Origin of the sequence: Herbiconiux ginsengi (assembly GCF_900107435.1) — a bacterium.
Lineage (GTDB): Bacteria > Actinomycetota > Actinomycetes > Actinomycetales > Microbacteriaceae > Herbiconiux > Herbiconiux ginsengi.
This window is the reverse complement of the sequence record NZ_FNPZ01000002.1, coordinates 340,886-361,349: the sequence shown is the minus strand read 5'-3', so window position 1 is coordinate 361,349 and position 20,464 is coordinate 340,886. Positions and strand designations below refer to the sequence as shown.

Below are 20,464 nucleotides of genomic sequence, written 5' to 3'. Positions count from 1 at the left end.
GCCGATGCGGGGCATCGGTCGCGCCGGTCGCGACCACGTGGTCGCAGTGGGGCCTTCCGGCGGCGCGGGATCAGTACCGCAGCAGCAGGTCGGTCAGAACGTCTGAGCCAAACCCTAGCGCGTCGAGCGGCACGCGCTCGTCAACGCCATGGAACATCGCGGGAAAGTCGAGGGTGGGCGGCAGCTGGAGCGGCGCGAACCCGAAACCCCGGATTCCGAGGAGGCTCAGCGCCTTGTTGTCGGTGCCGCCGGAGAGCAGGTATGGCAGCACCTCGGCTCCCGGATCGTGCCGCTGCAGCGAGCCGACCATGGCGTCGACGAGCTCGCCGTCGAACGTGGTCTCGAGCCCGATGTCGCGGTGCGAGATCACGATCTCGATGTCCTCGCCCACGATCGCACGGATCTCCTCGAGCACGGCGTCTTCTTCACCCGGCAGCACGCGGACGTCGATCATGGCCTCGGCACGATCCGGGATGACGTTGTGCTTGTACCCGGCGGTCAGGCCCGTCGGGTTGGTCGTGGTGCGGAGGGTCGCCGTGATGAACCGGGAGGCGGTCCCGGTGGCCAGGGCGATCTCGTCGGGGCTGAGCACCTGCGCGTCCTTCCCGAGCAGGTCGGCGACGCGGTCGAGAAGCTGACGGGTGGTCGCGGTGAGATGCATCGGCCACTCGCGAGCACCGATCGCGGCGACCGCCGTCGCCAGGCGGGTGACGGCGTTGTCGCGGTTGATCTGCGAGCCGTGGCCCGCGGTGCCCCGCGCCACGAGCTTCAGCCAGATGAGCGCCTTCTCCCCGGTCTGCACGAGGTAGGCACGCTTTCCGTCGAGGTCGATCGAGTATCCGCCCACCTCGCTGATGGCTTCGGTGGCGCCGGAGAAGAGCTCAGGATGCTCCGTCACCAGATGGTGGGAGCCGAACACTCCCCCGTTCTCCTCATCGGCGAAGAAGGCCACCACGAGGTCGCGTTCGGGCTGCTGCCCGGCGCTGACGATGCGGTCGAGTGCGGTGACGATCATCGCATCCATGTTCTTCATGTCGACCGCCCCGCGCCCCCAGAGCATGCCGTCGGCGATCGCGCCACCGAAAGGGTCGACCGACCAGTCCTCGGCGATGGCGGGCACGACATCCGTGTGGCCGTGCACGACGAGTGCGGGCTTGGAGCGGTTGCGGCCCTCCACCCGGGTCACGATGCTCGTGCGGCGCGGCGCCGCGTCGAAGGACTGCACCGTCAGGCCGAGTCGCTCCAGATGCGCGGCGAGGTACTCGGCTGCCTCGGTCTCGCCGTTGGATCGCCCCTCCCCGAAGTTCGAGGTGTCGAACCGGATGAGGTCCCGCGCGATGCGCGTCGTCAGGTCGGGTTCGGCGCTCGGAGGAGTGGACGTCATACCCCTCACGCTACCCGTACCAGGCGGCGGGACCGGTGGATTTGCCGGGTGCGCATCCGTGCTATTGTCTTTCCTTGGCTGGTTGAGCAATCAATCACCGGCACCGGTCCGGGTGGCGGAAATGGCAGACGCGCTAGCTTGAGGTGCTAGTGCCCGTATAGGGCGTGGGGGTTCAAGTCCCCCCTCGGACACACTGGTTGAGACAGTGAAACGAAAGAAGACCTGGCATGACGCCGGGTCTTCTTTTCGTTAACCCGCATCCTCTACGCTCGTAAAAAACACCAGAAAGGTTTCACACACTCATGGCCGATTTGATCGTCATCGCCTTCGACAACGAAAAAGACGCCGAGGGCGCCTATGAGAAGGTTCAGGAGCTCCAGGGCGACCTGATCGTCGAGCTCTCCGGACTCGCCCTCGTCAAGGTCGACGAGCAGGGCAAGACCCACGTGGAGCACCCCGGTGCGGCCGGCAACATCGGCCTCGGAGCCGCCGGTGGCGCCCTCTTCGGCACGCTCATCGGCATCCTGTTCTTCGTGCCGTTCTTCGGCCTGGTGTTCGGCGGCCTGATCGGCGCGCTGTTCGCCGGCATCGACAAGACGGGCCTCAACAGCGAGTTCCGGTCCCAGGTGAAGGAGTCGGTCTCGGCCGGCAAGTCCGCCGTGGTCATCTACGCGGTGAAGCTCACCGAAGACAAGTTCGCCGCCGCCCTCGCGCCCTTCAACGGCAAGGTCATCAAGACCTCGCTGAGCGAGGAGGACGAGAAGGCCCTCATCCACGACCTCGCCGAGCAGCCCCAGGCGTAGTCTTAGTCGCACCGACGGGAGGAGAGCACCATGGGAATCGTGACCCCCGGATTCTTCGGGAAGAGGCGTGAGGCCGACCCTCACCTGCCGCCCGGCCAGTACGAGACCAAGGATTTCCCGGTGCTCTCCGCCGGTCCGACCCCCAACATCCACGAGGGTGAGTGGGAGTTCTCGATCACCAACGAGTCCGGCGACGTGAAGCGCTGGTCGTGGGACGAGTTCATGGACCTGCCCATCGAGAACATCGACACCGACATCCACTGCGTCACCCGATGGTCGAAGTTCGACACGAAATGGCGAGGCGTCTCGCTCGACACGCTCTTCGCCGAGGTCGAGACGGATGCGCCGTTCACGATGGCGCACTCCTACGGCGGGTACACCACCAACGTGCCGCTCGAAGACCTGCTCGAGGGCAAGGCCTGGGTGGCGTTCGAGTTCGACGGAGAGCCCCTCGATCCGGAGCACGGCGGGCCGGCTCGACTGCTCGTTCCGCACCTCTACTTCTGGAAGAGCGCGAAGTGGGTCACCGGCCTCACCATGCACGAAACCGACGAACTCGGTTTCTGGGAGGTCAACGGATACCACGCCTACGGCGACCCGTGGAAGGAACAGCGCTATTACTACGACTCCTGATGCCCGATGAAGTGGGCCGTCGCCGACGTGGTCGGCGTTCGTGAGGAGACACCGACGGCGCGCACGCTCATGCTGCGCATCCCGGGCTGGACGGGCGCTCTCGCCGGCCAGCACATCGACATCCGGCTGACCGCGCCCGACGGCTATCAGGCTGCGAGGTCGTATTCCCTCTCCTCCGCTGCCGGCGCCGAGTTCGCGGCCGTGAGCGTGGAGCTGATGCCCGACGGGGAGGTCTCGCCCTACCTCGTGCGCGGGGTGAACGTCGGCGATCAGCTCGAGGTGCTGGGGCCGCTCGGCGGCTGGTTCGTCTGGAAGCCCTCGCAGCCCGAACCGATCCGCCTGATCGGCGGTGGATCGGGCATCGCGCCGCTCGTCTCGATCCTGCGCACGCACGCCGAGGCGAAGAGCGCGGCGCCCGCGCACCTGCTCTACTCCGTGCGCTCCCCCGACTACGTCTACTTCCACGACGAGCTCGACGCGTTGGCGGCGGCCGCGAACGCGGAGCTCACGATCCAGTACACCCGCCACGCACCGCAGGGCTGGACCGGCACGGTGGGCCGCCTCGACGGCGCTCGTGTGACGTCGTGGGCGGCGAGCACGTCCCCCGCCGACGGCGGCGCTGTCTCCACCTACATCTGCGGCCCCACCCGCTTCGTCGAGCTGGCGGCCGACACCCTCGTCGCGTCGGGCGCCGACCCCATGTCGGTGAAGACGGAGCGCTTCGGCGGCGCCTGATCCACCCCACCCCGGGAAAGCGCATGGCCGTGCCATGCGAACGTGGTGAGGGCGAAGAGCCAGGCCGAGATTCCGCACCGGTGTGCGGAGGGGTCGAGATGTTCGGTTCGAAGCTCAACGATCTGATGGCGCAGCTCAGGCCCGATCTGAGTCGGTCATCACTCGGCGTCGGGCCCGGCTTCCCGGGCATCGCCCCCAATCCGCTCCTCAGCGGTGACGCACGCAAGCGCAACGCGGAGCTGCGGACGGGGGCGCTTGCGCTCGGCGTTCTCGTCGACTGGCGGGAGGTCAGCAGCGACGGCAGTCCACGCGTGGTCCTGATGTTCGACACGGAGACGGCCGACGGCATCTCGTTCCGCGGTATCGCGGACGAAGACCTCACGATCACCGAGCTCACCCGACTCGCCGCAGGACAGACGTTCCCCGTGCGCTACCGGCCCGCCGTCATGGACCATTACGTCGCCCTTGGCCGGGACGCCGACCCCGAGCAGGAGACCGGATGCGGCTCGCGGCGACAAGGCACACTCGCCCCGCGCGATCCGACGGCACCTGTCAGACACCACCTAGTTCGCGCGTACCACGCACCACTCGTTGCCCTCGGGGTCGAGGAGCACCTGGAAGGTTCCCACGGCGTCGCTGTGCAGTGGGCCCTGCCTGACGGCTCCCAGGCGTTCTGCGGCGTCCGTCGCATCCGGAACGTCGTCGACCGCGACGTCGAGATGCACCCGGTTCTTCGCGCTCTTGCCCTCGGGGACGCGCTGGAACGCGATCCGGAGCCCGGATGGCGCATCGAAGAACGACCAGTCGGGGCTGCGGTCGGTGGGTGCACTGCCTCCCAGCACCTGATGCCAGAACCGCACCAGGGCGGTGGGCTCTGCACAGTCGAAGACGACCTCGTCGAGTGAGCCGAGCATCCGCTTACCTGACCCCGCTCATCATTCTGCGCACCCAGGGTGTGACCGCGACGAGGGCAGCGCCCACTCCGATGGCCACGAGGCCCGAGATGCCGAAGTAGGGCACCTCGTCGTTCTCGTTGTAGAAACCCGCCAGGATGCCCGACAGGGCCGTTCCGAGGGCGATCGAGAGGAAGAACAGGGCCACCATCTGCGTGTGGAACACCTTCGGTGCCAGCTTCGTCGAGAGCGAGAGCCCCACAGGAGAGAGCAGCAGCTCGGCGATCGTGAAGACGAAGAGGATACCCACCAGGGCAAGCAGCGGCGTGCCGTGCGCACCCGTGCCCGAGAAGGGGATGAACAGCAGGAACGCCAGGCCCATCACGACGGCCGCGGCCGCGAACTTGTAGGGGGTGGCCGGCTGCTTCGCGCCCCACTTCGTCCAGATCGCTGCGAACACGCCGGAGAGGATGATGATGAAGATCGGGTTGATCGACTGCACCCACGCCACCGGCATCTGCCAGCCGAACAGGTTCAGGTTCAGACGATCGTTGGCGTAGAGCGTCACGACGGTGAACTGCTGCTGGTAGAGCGACCAGAACGCCACGCTGGTGATGAACATCGGGATGAACGAGAACACCCGCTTGCGCTCGACGCTCGTGATGCGTTTCGACGAGAGGATGATCACGAAGTACGCGATCGAGGCCGCGAGCGTGACGATGGCCACCGCGTCGGCGAGATTGTCGGCGTTCAGCACGCCGATCAGCACGGCGGCCACGATCAGCACCATCACCCCCACCGCGACGCCGACCATGATCAGGCGGTGCTTGCGCGGCAACGGGTTCGGCACGGTCTTCGCTTCGGGCGGCAGCGAGCGACGCCCGAAGGAGTACTGGATGAGCCCGATCGCCATGCCGACCGCGGCGACCCCGAAGCCGACGTGGAACCCGAAGGAGGTCTGCAGCAGACCGGTGAGCAGCGGGCCGAGGAAGGCGCCGAGGTTGATGCCCAGGTAGAAGATCGAGAAACCGGCGTCGCGCCGGATGTCCTTCTCGCCGTAGAGGGTGCCGACCACCGAGGTGGCATTGGCTTTCACACCCCCGGAGCCGAGGGCGATCAGGATGAGTCCCGCGGCGAGTCCCGGCACCCCCGGGATCAACGAGAGCGCGATGTGCCCGGCCATGACGACGATGGCCGCGTAGAACAGCGTGCGCTCCGAGCCGAGCAGCCGGTCGGCGAGCCACGCCCCGAGGATGGTGGCGAGGTACACCGATCCGCCGTACGCCCCCACGATCCCCACCGCGACGGGCTTCGGGATGCCCAGACCGCCCTCGGCCACCGTGTAGAACATGTAGAGCAGCAGGATGCCCTGCATGCCGTAGAACGAGAAGCGCTCCCACATCTCCACCCCGAAGATGTGGACGAGGGCGAAGGGCTGCCCGAAGAAGGTGCGCTCCTTCTTCGTCGGAACTCCCGGAGGCAGCGCTGTCTCAGTCGTCATGCACACATAGTGGCATGCGGAATGCGCCGAGGCCCGGTTCGCCTCACCCCGCATTCACGGGCCAGGAAGCGCGACCTCAGGCCCGCCGACCGGCCTAGGCCGGCCGCTGGAGACAGAGCAACCGGTCGCGGGCATCCCACGACGCCACCCGCCCGAACCCCCGCGACTCATAGAGCCGAATCGCACCGGTACGCCAGTCCCACACCGACAGCCGGAGCGCGCCGCCGCCCGCGCCGGTGGCGATGGCCGCATCCAGCAGCGCCGAGCCGATCCCGCGGCCACGCAGGCGCGGCGCGGCCCAGAGTCGTTTGATCTCGGTCACCACGCCCTGCGGCTTCAGGACGACGAGGCCGACGACTTCGTCGTCGACCTCGGCCACCAGCACGTGGCAGCCTTCGTAGGCGCTCCGCGGATCGTCCACCTCGTCCTGATATCGCCGTGGCAGGGGTGCGTCGTCGGCTCGTGGGGCGGTGAGGCCCTGCTCGGCCTTCTCCTGCTCGGTCTGGCGGAGGTAGTCCCGCGCCGCCGCGCCCACGGCATTGGCATCGGCGCCCACCAGATCCGCCTCCCTGATCAGCACCATGATCAGTGCCCCGCCGACATCCACTTGCGCACCGTCACAATACGGGCCTGCAGCTGGGTGACGCTCGCCTGCGCGACCGCGGGACCGCCGCAGATGCGACGGAGCTCGGCGTGGATGAGGCCGTGCGGCTCGTTCGACGTCTTCGACCACAGGCCCACGAGGCTGTTGAGCAGCGATCGCTGCTCCTTCAGCGTGCGGTAGAGCGGCGCCGGCACTCCCCCGTCGCCCTCGGTGTCGGGGCCTGGGGACGCCTTGTTCGACTTGGCGTGCTTCTGCTGACGGGCCTGACGGTGCTGCAGCAGGTCTTTCACCTGCTCGGGCTCCAGGATGCCCGGCAGCCCCAGGAAGTCGAGCTCCTCTTCGCTGCCCACCACGGCCTCGAACCCGAACTCGCCGCCGTCGTAGACGACGCGATCGAAGGTCGCACCCGAGCTGATGGCCTGGAACGAGAACTCGTCCATGAGCCGCTCCGACGCCTTCTCGTCGCGGTTCGCCTCGGCCATCATGGCGTCTTCGGGGTTGTAGAAGTCGCCCTCGGGGTTCGATCCGTCATCGCGGCGGTCGAGGGCGTGGTCGCGCTCGAGCTCGAGCTGGGCCGCCAGCGCCATCAGCGAGGGCACGTTGGGCAAGAAGATCGAGGCTGTCTCGCCCCGGCGCCGTGCCCGCACGAAGCGGCCCACCGCCTGCGCGAAGAAGAGCGGGGTCGACGCGCTCGTGGCGTAGACGCCCACCGCGAGCCGCGGCACGTCGACGCCTTCCGACACCATCCGCACCGCCACCATCCAGCGCTTCGACGACTCCGAGAACTGCTGGATGCGGTCGGACGCCTCCTTCTCGTCGGAGAGCACCACCGTGACGGATTCGCCCGAGATCCCCTCGAGGATTGCCGCATAGGCACGCGCGACCGTCTGGTCGGTGGCGATCACGAGCCCACCGGCATCCGGAATCGCCTGCCGCACTTCACTCAACCTCTTGTCGGCCGCGCCGAGCACCTGCGGAATCCACTCGCCGCTCGGGTCGAGAGCCGTGCGCCAGGCCTGGGAGGTGATGTCCTTGGTGTTGCCCTCGCCGAGCCGGGCCTCCATCTCGTCGCCCGCCTTGGTGCGCCAGCGCATGTGCCCGGCGTAGACCATGAACAGCACGGACCGCACCACGCCGTCTTTCAGCGCACGCCCGTAGCCGTAGCTGTAGTCGCTGCGCGAGACCCGGATGCCGTGCTCGTCGGGCGCGTATTCCACGAACGGGATGGGCGAGGTGTCTGAACGGAACGGCGTTCCGGTGAGCGAGAGTCGCCGGGTGGCGGGCTCGAAGGCCTCACGCACCGCTTCGCCCCAGCTCAGTGCGTCGCCGCCATGGTGCACCTCGTCGAGGATGACCAGCGTGTTCGCGCCCTGGGTCAGCTCGCGGTGCAGCACGGGTCGCGCCGCCACCTGCGCATAGGTAAGCGCGACGCCGTGGAAGTGGCGCCCGAAACGCGACTCGCTGTTCTTGAATCCCGGGTTCAGCCGCACCCCGGCGCGGTCGGCCGCGTCGGCCCACTGCCGCTTCAAGTGCTCGGTGGGCGCGACCACGATCACGCGGTCGACGGTGCGGCGATGCAGCAGCTCGGAGGCCAGCCGGAGGGCGAACGTGGTCTTACCGGCGCCCGGCGTCGCGGCGGCCAGGAAGTCGCGCGGCTCGTGCTCGAAGTAGGCGGTGAGCGCCTCCTCCTGCCAGGCCCGGAGGCGGCCCGCGGTGCCCCAGGGGGCGCGGCCCGGGAACGACGGCGGGAGGTGGCCTGCTGCGCTCGTACCCGGAGCGGGTTCGAACAGCGGCAGGTTGGTCACGATGTTCTCAAGGATAACCTGCTTGCTGCGTCGGGTACGGCCCCCGGTCCGGTCTGCTCGGGTGTGCCGGAGTTACCCTGGAGGGTGCACCGCGAAAGGAGCATCACACCATGACCCAGCCCCATCCCTGGCGGCGCTACGTCGCCCTCGGCGATTCGTTCACGGAAGGCATCGGGGACCCAGAGCCCGGGAGCCCCGGCGGCTACCGCGGATGGGCCGACCGGGTGGCGGAGACGCTGGCCGCATCGGCCGATGGCGAGTTCTCCTACGCGAACCTGGCCATCCGGGGCCGGCTGCTGCAGCAGATCGTCGACGAGCAGATCGAACCCGCGCTCGCGCTGCGACCCGACCTCGTCACGATCTCTGCGGGCGGCAACGACGTCATCCGCCCGGGTACCGATCCCGACGACATCGCGGCTCGCTTCGAGGTCGGGATCCGCCGCTTGCGGCACGACGACGCGACCGTGGCCATCTTCACCGGGGTCGACACGAACTTCACGCCCGTGTTCCGCGGCATCCGGGGGAAGGTCGCGATCTACAACGAGAACCTGCGGGTGATCGCCGATCGCTACGACTGCATCGTGGTCGACCAGTGGGGTCTCAAAGCCATCCAGGATCCCCGGATGTGGGCCGACGACCGCCTGCACCTCAATCCGCTCGGCCACCACGAGGTGGCCCGCCGGGTGCTCGAGGCGTTGAACGTCGACAACGACCTGCAGCCCGGCGAACCGGAGCCGCTCCCCCGCACGAGCTGGCGCCAGGCCCGCGCCGAAGACCTGGTGTGGGCGCGCGTGCATCTGGTGCCGTGGGTCATCCGGCGCATCACCCACCGTTCGAGCGGCGACGGCGTCACGCCGAAACGCCCCGTCCCCGAGCCCGTGTACGTGCAGAAAGACGACGCTCGCCCCTGAGCGAGTGCTTCCATCTTCGCCGAGCCGTCACCTGATGCCGTTGTGGAGTGCCGAAAGCGACATGAACTGACGGGTCGGCGAGGGGTGGGAGCGCTCGGCAGCGCGTCGGAGGGTCAGCGGAACGGATGCGTGAGCCGCCACCAGGCGTCGGGCCCGTCGAGCTCACCCGAGAGGGTCAACGGCACCGTCAGTTCCGAGCCGCCGAGTGTCGTGCCCGTCACGGTGTAGCGGGCGGTGCCGACCTCGGTGCCGGAGGCGCCGCTCGAGAGCGTCTGCGCCTCCGCCTCCCGTGCGACGTCGGCCTGCGACCACACCGTTTCGCTGAGCGAGCCGCCGGCGACGATGTCGGCCGTGGCACCCCAGGGAGTCGTGTAGCTGCCGAGCACATCGCCGGCGCTCACGAGCGGAAGGGTCTGGAAGCCGCTCTGCGCGCTCTGCAGCAGCGCGAGCACGGCCGCGTGCAACTCGTCTTCTCCCGTGGCACCCAGCACCACACCGACGAGCTGCACCGTCTGCTCCCCCACCGCGACCTCGGCCGAGAACAGCAGGCAGAAACCCGCTTCATCGGTGGTTCCGGTCTTCACGCCGTCGATGCCGGACGTGCCGATCAGCGTGTTCGTGTTCTCGATCTCGCCGAGCTGCGGCACCTGGTCGCTCGCGGTGCCGACGATGGTGCCGAGCACCGGGTCGGCGACCACCATCGACGCGATCGCCAGAAGGTCGCGGGTGCTGCTCCGACTCCCTGGATCGAGCCCGGAGGTGTCGACCACGCTCGTGTCCGTCAACCCGTGGTCGGCCAGCCAGCTCGTGGCGGCCGCCAGGTAGGCCGCGGTCGATCCGAAGGCCCAGTCGGTCAGCGTGACGCTGTAGTTGTTGGCCGATTCGAGCATCATGATCTCGATCACCTGACGTTCCGAGAGCACCTGGCCGGGGTAGACGGATGCCCACGATCCGCCCACCGCGATGGTGGCCTGCAGGATGGCCGCGTCGGCATCCGTGATCGTGATCTCGGGGCCGTCGCCACCCTCGGGGATCGGCTTCGCGTCGAGCACCACGAGCGCGGTGACCGACTTGGCGATGCTGGCGATGGGCAGCGGATCGGCCGGCCCGCTCGTGCCGAGCGCGGTGACCTCGCCGCCACCCGCCGCGATGGCGATGGCGCTGGCGCCGGTGCCGGGAGTGGTCAACGTGACCGGCGTCGAGGAGACGGCCGGCGCATCCGGGATCACCGCGGTCGCCGCCGGAACGGGCGCCAGCAAGGCGACGGGGAGGTAGGTGCCCAGCAGGGCGACGATCACCACGAGCGAGCCCACCACGATCCGCCGCCGCCGGTAGTGCGCACGGGTCGGACTCACCCCGCCATCCTATTAGCCGGGTCGGGGAGCGAAGCTACATCAGGCCGCCGTCGACGGAGCGCAGCACCACGGATTCCTCCTCGGGCACCAGCACCGCGGTGTCTCGATTGAGGCTCTCGCCCCGGTAGAACGGTTTCGAACCCGGGAAGAAGAACCACACCACCATGAGCACCACGCCGACGGCGAGCGAGCCGATGCCGATCACGAACACCCCACCGATGCCCCAGATGACGGTGTAGCCGTAGTCGGGGTCGTACATGTCGATGGCCGACTGGATGAACGCAGCCGTGAGCATCAGGCCGCCGAGCAGCGGGAACAGCCCCTTGAACAGGAAGTTGCGCATCGTGGTGAAGATCTCGCGCCGGAAGTACCAGACGCAGGCGTAGCTCGTGATGGCGTAATAGAACGCGATGGCAAGGCCCAGCGAGAGGATCGTGTCGGAGAGGATGTTCTCGCTCACCAGGGTCATGCCGATGTAGAAGGCGATGGCCACGACGCTCATGAAGATCGTGGCGAAGCGCGGGGTGCGGAACTTCGGATGGATGCGCCCGAACGCCGCCGGCAGGGCCTTGTAGGTGGCCATGGCGAGCGTGCCGCGGGCGGTCGGCAAGATCGTGGTCTGGGTCGACGAGACCGCCGACACGCACACCGCGATCACGAGCAGCCAGGCGAACGGCCCGAACAACGCGTCTTTCAGGGCGAAGAACACGTCTTCGGCGTTGTCTTCGTTGCCGAGCCCCATGCCCGAGGTGCCGAGGCCCGCGTACGCCATGGCCGCAACCGTCACCGAGACATAGGTGACGAGAAGGATGACGGTCGAGAGCACCGCTGCGCGACCGGGGGTGCGTTCGGGATCCTTCGTCTCCTCGTTCAGCGCGAGACAGGTGTCCCACCCCCAGTAGATGAAGAGGCAGAGCAGGATGGCCTCGGTGAAGCCGGAGAGCGACGTGAACGCGAAGGGGTTGAACCAATCGGCCTGCGGCACCGTCGACCCCTCGGGAGCGGTGCCCGCGAACACGTTCCAGAGGGCGATGCCCACGAAGAGGGCGAGGGTGAGGTACTGGATGCCGAGCAGCACGTTCTGCAACCGCTCCCCGAGTTCGAGGCCGCGCACGCTCACGAAGGTCATCACGGCGATGAACACCACGCCCGTGGCGGTGACCAGCGGCACGTTGTCGTAGAGATCGGGGTTGTTCGTGAGCAGCCAGAGGTACTTGCTGCCGATCTGCGCGAGGTTCGCGAGCACGATGATGCCGGCCACGGCCACGCCCCAGCCGCCCATCCAGCCGACCCACGGGCCGAAGGCCTTCGTGGCCCAGGTGAAGGAGGTGCCGCAGTCGGGCACGGCCCGGTTGAGCTCGCGGTAGGCGTATGCCGTGAGGAACATCGGGATGAAGGCGAGGATCATCGCGATCGGCGCCTGTGCGCCCACCGCCAGCACGACGAATCCGATGGTCGCGGCCAGCGAGTAGACCGGAGCCGTGGAGGCCAGACCGATCACGGTCGAGCCGAACAGGCCGAGCGTGCCGGTGGCCAGGCCCTTCCCGGAGGAGCCGGACGAGCGCGCGGGCGCGGCGGTGGTCTTCTCACTCATGGCGGACCTCCCTTGGTTCGGTAGGGAGAGCATAGTGGGTGAGGGAGCCTCAGGACATGAACCGGATGGCATAGAGGGCCACCGCGCTCGCCGAGGCCACGTTGAGCGAGTCGACGCCGTGCAGCATCGGGATCTCGACACGCACATCGGCGGCCGCCAGGGCGCGTCGACTCAACCCGTCGCCTTCGGTGCCGAGCACGATCGCCACCCGCTCCGGCAGCGCGGCGGCGAACTCCGGCAGGGGCACCGAGTCCTCGCCCAGCGCGAGCGCGGCGATGGTGAACCCGGCCTCGTGCAGGAGCGGCGCGGCATCCTTCCACTCTCCGATGCGGGTCCACGGCACCTGCAGCACCGTGCCCATGCTCACGCGCACGCTCCGCCGGTAGAGCGGATCGGCACAGCGCGGGCTGATCAAGACCGCGTCGGCCCCGAGCCCGGCGGCGGAGCGGAAGGCGGCGCCCACATTCGTGTGGTCGACGATGTCCTCGAGCACCACCACCGTGCGTGCCCCGGCGAGCAGGTCGCGCGGGTCGGGCAGCACCGGGCGGTGCATCGAGGCCAGCGCTCCGCGGTGCATCGAGAAGCCCGTCAGCTGCTCGAGCAGCTCGTCGCTCGCCACGAAGACGGGCACCTCGGGATAGCGCTCGGCCACCCAGTGGAGGTCGGGCAGCCACTTCTCCTGCAGCAGTACCGAGCGCGGTCGGTGCCCGGCCGCCACCGCGCGCTCGATCACCTTGCTCGACTCGGCGAGGTAGAGACCACCGGCCGGCTCCAGGATGCGGCGGAGGGCCACGTCGGTGAGGTCGGCGTAGTCGGCGAGCCCCGGATGGTCGAGGTCGGTGATGCGGATGACGGGCACGAGACCCTTTCTGTGCTGCGGTTCACGGTCAACTCTGCCAGGCCGGAAACATTCCGGAAAACTTCGCTGTTTAGACTCTCAAGTGGCCGGTGCGCTGTACCGGCGAGGAGGTGTCATGGTTTCGCTCGTGTCGTCGGCATCCGGAGCGTCGACGGGGATCGCCGTCGACGAGGCCGTGGAGGTGCTCAGCGGCAGGCGGATCGTGGTGCTCACGGGCGCCGGAGTCAGCACCGATTCGGGCATCCCCGACTACCGGGGCGAAGGCGCGCCGCCGCGCAACCCGATGACCTTCGACCAGTTCCTCGGCAGCGAGTCGTACCGCAAGCGCTACTGGGCGGGCAGCCACCTCGGCTGGACCATGTTCGACGCGGCGCAGCCCAACGACGGCCACCGCATCCTCGCCGACCTCGAAGACGCCGGCCTCGTCACCGGCGTCGTAACCCAGAACGTCGACGGCCTGCACGCGCGCGCCGGCACCAAACATCTGGTCGACCTGCACGGCTCCATGGATCGGGTGTCCTGTCTGCGCTGCGGCCAGAGCTACGCCCGCGCGGGCATCGCCCAGCGCATCAGCGAGGCCAACCCCTGGCTCACCGAGCCCGAGCTCGTGCGGATGGCGCCCGACGGCGACGCCGAGGTGGCCGAGTACGAGGCCTTCGTGGTTCCCGCCTGCACCGTGTGCGGCGGCACCCTCAAGCCCGACGTGGTGTTCTTCGGCGAGTTCATCCCCACCGAGAAGTTCGCCGAGGCCTCCTCGATGGTGGCGTCGTCGGACGCGATGGTGATCGCGGGATCGTCGCTCGTGGTGAACTCGGGCATCCGTCTTCTGGAGCAGGCCCGCCGCCGCAAGCTACCGGTCGTCATCGTGAACCGGGGTGTCACCAAGGGCGACGGCCGCGCCACCGTGAAGATCGACGCCGGCACCACCGAGACCCTCCGCACCCTCGCGGCCCGCCTCCTCCCCTGAGTCCGGCGGCCGCTTCGGGGCCCGGGAGCGGCCCCGTAGGATGGGGGCGATGACTACCTTCACCTTCGTGCGGCACGGCCAGACCGACTGGAACTTCCAGAAGCGCATCCAGGGCTCGACCGACATCCCGCTCAACGAGACCGGACGGGAGCAGGCCCGGGAGACCGGAGCCGCTCTGGCTGAAAGGTCGTGGGACGGCATCGTCGCGAGCCCACTCAGCCGCGCGCGCGAGACCGCCGAGATCATCGCCGGCATCGTCGGCCTCCCCGAGCCCGAACTCGTGCCGGCCCTGGTCGAGCGCAGCTACGGCGAGGTCGAAGGCCTGAACGCCGCCGAACTCGCCGTGCGCTTCCCCGATCCGATGGCCGACGTGCCCGGCCGCGAGAAGCGGTCCCACGTCGTGCGCCGCGTGCTCCCCGCGCTCGAGCGGCTGGCGGCGGAGCATCCGGGCGAGTCGCTCATCGTGGTGTCGCACGGTGGCGTGATCGGATCCCTGATCCGCTACATCACCGAGAAGATGCTGCCGCAGCAGGGCCACGCCATTCCGAACGGATCGGCGCACGACTTCGTGGTCGACAGCGGCGAGCTCTCGATCACCGAGTTCAACGGGGTGCCGATCGACCCGTCAATCCGATCGCGAGCTCCGCTATCGCTCGAGCTGACGCTGCCCAACTGAATTCCTCGGCCTGGGTGCGCGAGGCGATCGAGCGTCGTCGCCATTCGGCCGGCTCCTCCAACCGCGCGACGGTCGACGCGAATCGCGCGGCGTCGCGGGCGGGCGCGTAGAGCGCGGCCTCTCCCCCGATCTCCCGGAACACGGGGATGTCGCTCACCACGACGGGCGTGCCGTAGCCCATCGACTCGACCAGCGGGATGCCGAAACCCTCGTCGAGCGAGGCGGTCACGAGCGCCGTCGCCTGCTGCAGCAGGGCGTGGTACTCCTCGTCGCTGACCCCGTCGTGGAACACGAGCCGAGCCGCCGGGTCGATCGCCTGCAGTCGCCGCTTGTCGGCATCCGTCGCCCGGCTGAGCAGGTGCAGCGTGTATCCGGGCAGGTCGCCGACGGCGCGCACCAGTGTCTCGACGTTCTTGTAGGGCATGAACGAGCCCATGTAGAGCAGCGACTTCGCGCCGGCACGGGTGTCCGCAGCGTCGGCGGCGGCGGATGCCTCGGCCGGGCCGGGCAGGTCGGCTGCGTTCCGCGCCACCACGACCGGCCGCTTGGTGAGATGGTGCTCGGCGATCAGGCCGCGGGTGGTCTCGGAGACCGTCACGACCGCATCGGCGCGGTTGAGGAGCATCCGCTGCGGCCACCAGGCCTTGTGATAGAGCCGCCAGAGCACACGCACGAAGGCGGGCAGGTCGTGCGGCGGTTCGGGATTCGAATAGTAGATCAGGTCGTGCACGGTGAGCGCCAAGCGATATCTGCGCCCGGCGGTGCCCATCGTCTGCATGGGGCTGATCACGACATCCGGATGCGCGCGGTTGACCTGGCGAGCCACCAGCGGCTCCCGCACGCTCGTGGGACCGGAGACCTTGATCCAGGGCAGATCGGGCAGCATCGTGAGCTGGCGCTCGTCGCTGATGATCATGGTGAGGTCGAGTCCGTCGATCTTCGCCAGCTCGCCCACCACCCCCGCGGTGTAGCGACTGATGCCGTCGTGCCGGCCGATGCGGGTGTAGCGGCAGTCGAAGGCGAGCTTCACGACGCCGACGCCGACGGTTCGAGGAAGGCGTCGATCGCCCGCGCGGCCTCGATCGGGCGCTCGTAGTGGATGAGATGGCCGACGTCGTCGAGCACCACGAGGCGCGCATCGGACATCGAGTCGCGCAGCCGGTGCTGGGCGGCGATCGGCGTGATGTCGTCTTTGTCGGCGGCGATCAGCAGGGTGCGGGCGGTGATCCGCCCGGCGTACTCGCTCACGTCGTTGCTGACCGAGGCGCGGAAGGCGTCGAGCACCACGGTGCGGTTCGCGAACGCGCTGAAGTAGCGGTGGTGCTGGTCATGGATCCAGCGGCGCAGGGCCTTGTTCTTCGTCGTGGCCATGGTGATGCTGATGACGCGCACCATCACGGGGCTCGACAGGATGACGTGGCCGAGCTTCTCGGGAGCCGCGGCGCCCAGGCGGTAGTAGCCGATGGCCACCCGGGTCATGACGCCGCGTGGGCCTTTCAGCGCCGGCGCCGCGATGGGGTTGATGAGCACCGCGTCGTCGACCGCGAGGCCGGGGCGGGCCGGAGTGCCGGAGCCGGCCGGGCTGCCCGCGAGTGCGGCGGCCACCACGATGGAGCCGAACGAGTGCCCCACGATCACGAGCCGGGCCGACGGCGACTCGGCGCGCACCCGTTCGACGAACTCGTGCAGCCACTCGACATACCCGTCGAGGTCGTGCACCGCCCGCATCGGGGTCGAGACCCCGAAACCCGGCAGGTCGGGTGCCACGACGCGGTAGCCGGGATGGTTCAACTGGGCGATCACGGGTTCCAGCCCGTGATGGTCGCCCCGATAGCCGTGCACGACGACCACGAGCGTGCCGGCACTCGCCCGCGTCTCGGCATCCGATCCGCACTCGCCGTACTCCCACACGTGGGTCTCGCTGCCGGCCACCGGGAGCACGCGCGTGGTGACGGGCATCCGGGAGAGTTCCACGGCATAGGGAGAGGCGACGGTCACCCGGTCCAGCATAGACGGCGGGCCGTTCTGGTTCCTGAGGTCTGCTGGGTGCCCCTTTGCGTGTCGGTGTCCTGGGCTATCGTGAAAACGTACCTCCGCCGGCAGGACTCATGTTCCGAAAGGACGCCCGTGAACTTCACCGCTCCCATCCAGTTGCCGGGGCTCACGCTCGATCCGCAATGGTATCGGAGGTCGGTCTTCTACGAGGTGATGATCCGGTCGTTCGTCGACTCCAACGGCGACGGCTTCGGAGACATCGCCGGCCTCATCTCGAAACTCGACTACCTGCAGTGGCTCGGCATCGACGCGCTCTGGCTGCCGCCGTTCTTCCAGTCGCCGTTGCGCGACGGCGGCTACGACGTCTCCGACTTCAAGGCCGTGCTGCCCGACTACGGCACGGTCGAGGAGTTCCGCGACCTCGTCACCAAGGCCCACGAGCGCAACATGCGCATCATCATGGACTTCCCGCTCAACCACACCTCCGATCAGCACGAGTGGTTCCAGCAGTCCCGCGAAGACCCGGAGGGCCCCTACGGCGACTTCTACGTGTGGAGCGACACCGACGAGAAGTACGAGAACATCCGCATCATCTTCGTCGACACCGAGGAGTCGAACTGGACGTTCGATCCGGTGCGCCGGCAGTTCTTCTGGCACCGCTTCTTCTCCCACCAGCCCGACCTCAACTTCGAGAACCCGGCGGTGCAGGAGGCGATCTTCGACATCTGCCGGTTCTGGCTCGACATGGGCGTCGACGGCCTGCGGCTCGACGCCATCCCCTACCTCTTCGAGTCCGAGGAGGGCAACGGCGAGGGTGAGCCGAAGACGCACGACTACATCGTGCGGCTGCGCCAGATGATCGACGCGGAATACCCCGGGCGGATGCTGGTGGCCGAGGCCAACCAGTGGCCGCGCGAGGTGGCCGCCTTCTTCGGCAGCGACGAGGAGCCGGAGTGCCACATGGCGTTCGACTTCCCGGTGATGCCGCGCATCTACTACTCGCTCCGGTCGCAGAAGGCCGATGAGCTCATCCGGGTGCTGTCGGAGACCACCGCCATTCCCGAGGGTGCCGCCTGGGGCGTCTTCCTGCGCAACCACGACGAGCTGACGCTCGAGATGGTGTCGGAGGAATACCGGCAGGCGATGTACGGCTGGTATGCCTACGACCCGCGGATGCGCTCCAACATCGGCATCCGGCGTCGCCTCGCGCCCCTGCTCGACAACTCCCGCGCCGAGCTCGAACTGGCGCACGCCCTGCTCTTCGCGCTGCCGGGCTCACCGTTCCTGTACTACGGCGACGAGATCGGCATGGGCGACAACATCTGGCTGCCCGACCGCGATTCCTCGCGTACCCCGATGCAGTGGACGCCCGATCGCAACGCCGGCTTCTCCACCGCCGACCCCGGCAAGCTCTTCCTGCCGGTCGTGCAGTCGCTGGTCTACAACTACAACCTCGTGAACGTGGAGTCGCAGCTCGCGCAGTCGCGATCGTTGCTGCACTGGGTGCGCAACGTGATCCACGTGCGGAAGGCGCATCCGACCTTCGGCCTGGGTTCGATGGAGGTGGTGGGCAGCGACCACGAGTCGGTGCTGGCGTTCGTGCGGTCGTACGAGGGCTCGGGCGCCTACTTCGGCGACGGCCCCGAAGACGTGCTCTGCGTGTTCAGCTTCGCCCACAATCCCGTGTCGGCCACGATCACGGCGCCGCAGTTCGCCGGGCGGCGGCTGTTCGATCTGTTCGGGCACGGCGAGTTCCCCGCCTTCGACGAGAACGGTCGCGTTACGCTCACCTTCGGAACCCAGGCGTTCTACTGGCTGCACGTCGGCCAGTCCACCGAACAAGAACAGGGGCGCTAAGCGGTGCCGATGCCCGAATCATCCCGACCGGTCGTGGTCGAGGTGCCGCTGTTCGACTTCGACGACGAGCTGTTGGATGCGGCGACTCCCGCCCCCGACGCACCCGCTCCGGCCGCACCCGCACCTGGTGCGCCGGCCGCCGCCACCGTCGTGGCGCCGCACTCGACCGTGAACAGCGAGGTGCGGGTCGGCTCCGTGGTCGTGCTCGAACGCGACGCGGCGCTCACCTCCGACGACACGATCGTGCTCGACGTGGATGCCGCGGCCGTGCTCGAGACGGGCCGGGCGGCGGTGCTCGAAGACCTCGAAGAGGCGGTGCGGGCCGCCCCCGAGGCCGAGCTCGTGGTCGACACCGAGATCACGCTGCCGCTCGTCCCCCGCCCTGCCTGGGCCGACCGGCTCGCCGTGTTCGACCTCGAGACCACGGGCATCGACGTCGAGACCAGTCGGGTGGTCACTGCGAACATCAGCCTGCTGGATGCGGCGGGTCAGGTGGTGAGCCGTCGCGACTGGCTGGCCGATCCGGGAGTGCCCATCCCCGAGCAGGCGACAGCCGTGCACGGTGTCAGCACCGAGCACGCGCGAGCGGCCGGGCGGCCGGCAGCCGAGGTGGTGGCCGAGATCGTGGCGGAGCTGCGCCGGGTGTTCGACGAGGGTTACGCCCTCGTCGTCTACAACGCGCCTTACGACCTCACGCTGCTCAACCGTGAGGCGCTCCGCCACGGCGGCGACCCGCTCGTCACCCCGCCCGCGGTGATCGATCCGCTCGTCATCGACAAGCAGATCGACCGCTACCGCAAGGGCAAGCGCACCCTGGAGGTCTCTGCGGCGTTCTACGGCGTCGCACTCACCGACGCGCACGACGCCGGCGCCGACGCCATCGCGGCGGGGCGCGTGGCCCAGGCCCTGGCCGCCAAGTACGCGGTCGACCTCGACCTGTCGCTCGACCAGCTGCACGCCGCTCAGGTGGCCTGGCACGACGCCCAGTCCGACTCCTTCGAGGACTACATGCGTCGCACCCGCGACCCCACGTTCACCTCCCGTCGGGGTTGGCCCGAGTCCGCCCGCCCCGCCTGACCCCTCGTGCCGGTGCGGTCAGCTGGCACCGGCCAGGCGGCCCAGTGCCTCGGTGCGCACCGGATCGAGGCGACGCAGTCGCGCTTTCGTCGTGTTGCTCCGCACGATCCATCGGGCATCCGGATCTCCTGACTCCGCCCATCGCTCGAGCGAGGCGAAGCCTTCGTCGGGAGCTCCTCCGCACACCACGCTCCAGGCGTAGCCCAGCGCCTGACGGAGCACCCGCACGTCCTCCCTCCCCCGCCTCGCGCCGATCGGAATGCCTACCAGCGTCGCGGTGATCCTGTCGAGGATGCGCAGCGCGCGGAGCGCGGCCGGCTCCGCCGTCACCAGACGCGACTCGGCAACCCCCGCCGCCACCGCACGCAGCAGGAGCAGATCAGGCGCGTCCGTCGGTGCGCTCGCCGATGCGGTCCAGCGCTCGGCGAGCACCAACAGCCCATCGAGATCCGCGTCGCCGAGGCGCTGGAGCGCCATCGCGACGCCCTCCCGCACGCGCCAGCGCGGGTCGGTGGCGAGCGTCCGCAATTCGCTCTCGACACGCTCGTCGGAATCGGCCGCCAGCAGCCGGCCCAGACCGATCGCCCCGCACATCATCGAGAACTCGTCGTCCGACGCGATCAACTCGGCGATCTGCGACGCGATCGCGACGTCGCCGACCGCTGCCGCCAGCTCGAGGTTCCCCCGTGGACCCGGCAGCCCGGAGTGCTCTGCGAGGTACTGCGGCCACTCCTGCGGCGCGAGCGCCGTCAGCGCCGAGCGGAACTCCTGCCGCGTGCTCATGCCTCCAGTATGCCCGGCGGGTCCGCTGCCCG

19 protein-coding genes and 1 tRNA gene are annotated in these 20,464 nt (G+C 68.8%); 9 read left to right on the top strand and 11 right to left on the bottom strand.

Annotated elements, in window-relative coordinates:
- Positions 1-70: 70 nt before the first annotated feature.
- Positions 71-1,384, bottom strand: coding sequence for a M20/M25/M40 family metallo-hydrolase (locus BLW00_RS09975; RefSeq protein ID WP_092553108.1), 1,314 nt, complete (start codon positions 1,382-1,384; stop codon positions 71-73).
- A 106-nt stretch (positions 1,385-1,490) separates the two neighbouring features.
- Between BLW00_RS09975 and BLW00_RS09970 the strand changes: the two genes are divergently transcribed.
- The 4 genes from BLW00_RS09970 to BLW00_RS09955 all read left to right on the top strand — a co-directional run bounded on the left by BLW00_RS09970 (position 1,491) and on the right by BLW00_RS09955 (position 3,555).
- Positions 1,491-1,575 (top strand) — tRNA-Leu (locus BLW00_RS09970).
- A 111-nt stretch (positions 1,576-1,686) separates the two neighbouring features.
- Complete coding sequence (locus tag BLW00_RS09965) at positions 1,687-2,187, top strand: DUF1269 domain-containing protein (RefSeq protein WP_092553105.1); 501 nt, start codon at positions 1,687-1,689, stop codon at positions 2,185-2,187.
- Between the two features lie 30 nt (positions 2,188-2,217).
- A complete protein-coding gene (locus BLW00_RS09960; protein ID WP_092553102.1) occupies positions 2,218-2,820 on the top strand; it encodes a sulfite oxidase-like oxidoreductase in 603 nt (200 codons plus the stop codon).
- 6 nt (positions 2,821-2,826) lie between these two features.
- Positions 2,827-3,555, top strand: a complete 729-nt coding sequence (locus tag BLW00_RS09955) for an FAD-binding oxidoreductase (RefSeq protein ID WP_092553099.1) — start codon at positions 2,827-2,829, stop codon at positions 3,553-3,555.
- Positions 3,556-4,118: 563 nt separating this feature from the next.
- On the opposite strand, the gene BLW00_RS09945 is transcribed toward BLW00_RS09955, so the two are convergent.
- From BLW00_RS09945 to BLW00_RS09930, 4 genes are all read right to left on the bottom strand, one after another.
- The gene (locus BLW00_RS09945) at positions 4,119-4,469 is read right to left on the bottom strand and encodes a VOC family protein (RefSeq protein WP_092553096.1); all 351 of its coding nucleotides are present in this window, start codon (positions 4,467-4,469) and stop codon (positions 4,119-4,121) included.
- A gap of 4 nt (positions 4,470-4,473) precedes the next feature.
- Complete coding sequence (locus tag BLW00_RS09940) at positions 4,474-5,949, bottom strand: peptide MFS transporter (RefSeq protein ID WP_217634347.1); 1,476 nt, start codon at positions 5,947-5,949, stop codon at positions 4,474-4,476.
- Positions 5,950-6,043: 94 nt separating this feature from the next.
- Entirely contained in the window at positions 6,044-6,556 is a 513-nt protein-coding gene (locus BLW00_RS09935; RefSeq protein WP_245741496.1) for a GNAT family N-acetyltransferase, read from the bottom strand.
- Positions 6,535-8,358 (bottom strand): DEAD/DEAH box helicase, encoded by a 1,824-nt coding sequence (locus BLW00_RS09930; RefSeq protein ID WP_092553090.1) that lies wholly within the window; start codon positions 8,356-8,358, stop codon positions 6,535-6,537. Before BLW00_RS09930 ends, BLW00_RS09935 begins: the two co-directional genes overlap by 22 nt.
- 110 nt (positions 8,359-8,468) lie before the next feature.
- Between BLW00_RS09930 and BLW00_RS09925 the strand changes: the two genes are divergently transcribed.
- Positions 8,469-9,269, top strand: coding sequence for an SGNH/GDSL hydrolase family protein (locus tag BLW00_RS09925; RefSeq protein WP_092553087.1), 801 nt, complete (start codon positions 8,469-8,471; stop codon positions 9,267-9,269).
- Between the two features lie 113 nt (positions 9,270-9,382).
- Here BLW00_RS09925 and BLW00_RS09920 read toward each other — a convergent pair whose 3' ends face one another.
- The 3 genes from BLW00_RS09920 to BLW00_RS09910 are packed head-to-tail and all read right to left on the bottom strand — an operon-like array spanning position 9,383 to position 13,077.
- Positions 9,383-10,624, bottom strand: coding sequence for a D-alanyl-D-alanine carboxypeptidase family protein (locus BLW00_RS09920; protein WP_092553084.1), 1,242 nt, complete (start codon positions 10,622-10,624; stop codon positions 9,383-9,385).
- 34 nt (positions 10,625-10,658) lie between these two features.
- Complete coding sequence (locus BLW00_RS09915) at positions 10,659-12,218, bottom strand: APC family permease (RefSeq protein WP_092553081.1); 1,560 nt, start codon at positions 12,216-12,218, stop codon at positions 10,659-10,661.
- A 49-nt stretch (positions 12,219-12,267) separates the two neighbouring features.
- Positions 12,268-13,077, bottom strand: coding sequence for a TrmH family RNA methyltransferase (locus BLW00_RS09910; protein ID WP_092553078.1), 810 nt, complete (start codon positions 13,075-13,077; stop codon positions 12,268-12,270).
- Positions 13,078-13,192: 115 nt separating this feature from the next.
- Here BLW00_RS09910 and BLW00_RS09905 point away from each other — a divergent pair, with 115 nt between their 5' ends.
- Positions 13,193-14,044 (top strand): Sir2 family NAD-dependent protein deacetylase, encoded by an 852-nt coding sequence (locus BLW00_RS09905; protein ID WP_092553075.1) that lies wholly within the window; start codon positions 13,193-13,195, stop codon positions 14,042-14,044.
- A 49-nt stretch (positions 14,045-14,093) separates the two neighbouring features.
- Positions 14,094-14,720, top strand: a complete 627-nt coding sequence (locus tag BLW00_RS09900; RefSeq protein WP_092553072.1) for a histidine phosphatase family protein — start codon at positions 14,094-14,096, stop codon at positions 14,718-14,720.
- Here the strand turns inward: BLW00_RS09900 and BLW00_RS09895 are convergent.
- Positions 14,647-15,750: a glycosyltransferase family 4 protein gene (locus BLW00_RS09895; RefSeq protein WP_092553069.1), complete on the bottom strand. Its 1,104-nt coding sequence runs from the start codon at positions 15,748-15,750 to the stop codon at positions 14,647-14,649. The two genes, BLW00_RS09900 and BLW00_RS09895, sit on opposite strands and share 74 nt — an antisense overlap.
- Positions 15,747-16,718 (bottom strand): alpha/beta fold hydrolase, encoded by a 972-nt coding sequence (locus BLW00_RS09890; RefSeq protein WP_092554632.1) that lies wholly within the window; start codon positions 16,716-16,718, stop codon positions 15,747-15,749. The genes BLW00_RS09895 and BLW00_RS09890 overlap by 4 nt, the downstream gene beginning before the upstream one ends.
- Positions 16,719-16,847: 129 nt before the next feature.
- Here BLW00_RS09890 and treS point away from each other — a divergent pair, with 129 nt between their 5' ends.
- Both treS and BLW00_RS09880 read left to right on the top strand, forming a co-directional pair.
- Positions 16,848-18,572 (top strand): maltose alpha-D-glucosyltransferase, encoded by a 1,725-nt coding sequence (gene treS, locus BLW00_RS09885; protein ID WP_092553066.1) that lies wholly within the window; start codon positions 16,848-16,850, stop codon positions 18,570-18,572.
- Between the two features lie 9 nt (positions 18,573-18,581).
- Positions 18,582-19,649, top strand: coding sequence for an exonuclease domain-containing protein (locus BLW00_RS09880; protein ID WP_092553063.1), 1,068 nt, complete (start codon positions 18,582-18,584; stop codon positions 19,647-19,649).
- Between the two features lie 18 nt (positions 19,650-19,667).
- Here the strand turns inward: BLW00_RS09880 and BLW00_RS09875 are convergent, their stop codons facing one another.
- Positions 19,668-20,432 (bottom strand): hypothetical protein, encoded by a 765-nt coding sequence (locus tag BLW00_RS09875; protein WP_092553060.1) that lies wholly within the window; start codon positions 20,430-20,432, stop codon positions 19,668-19,670.
- Between the last annotated feature and the right edge of the window lie 32 nt (positions 20,433-20,464).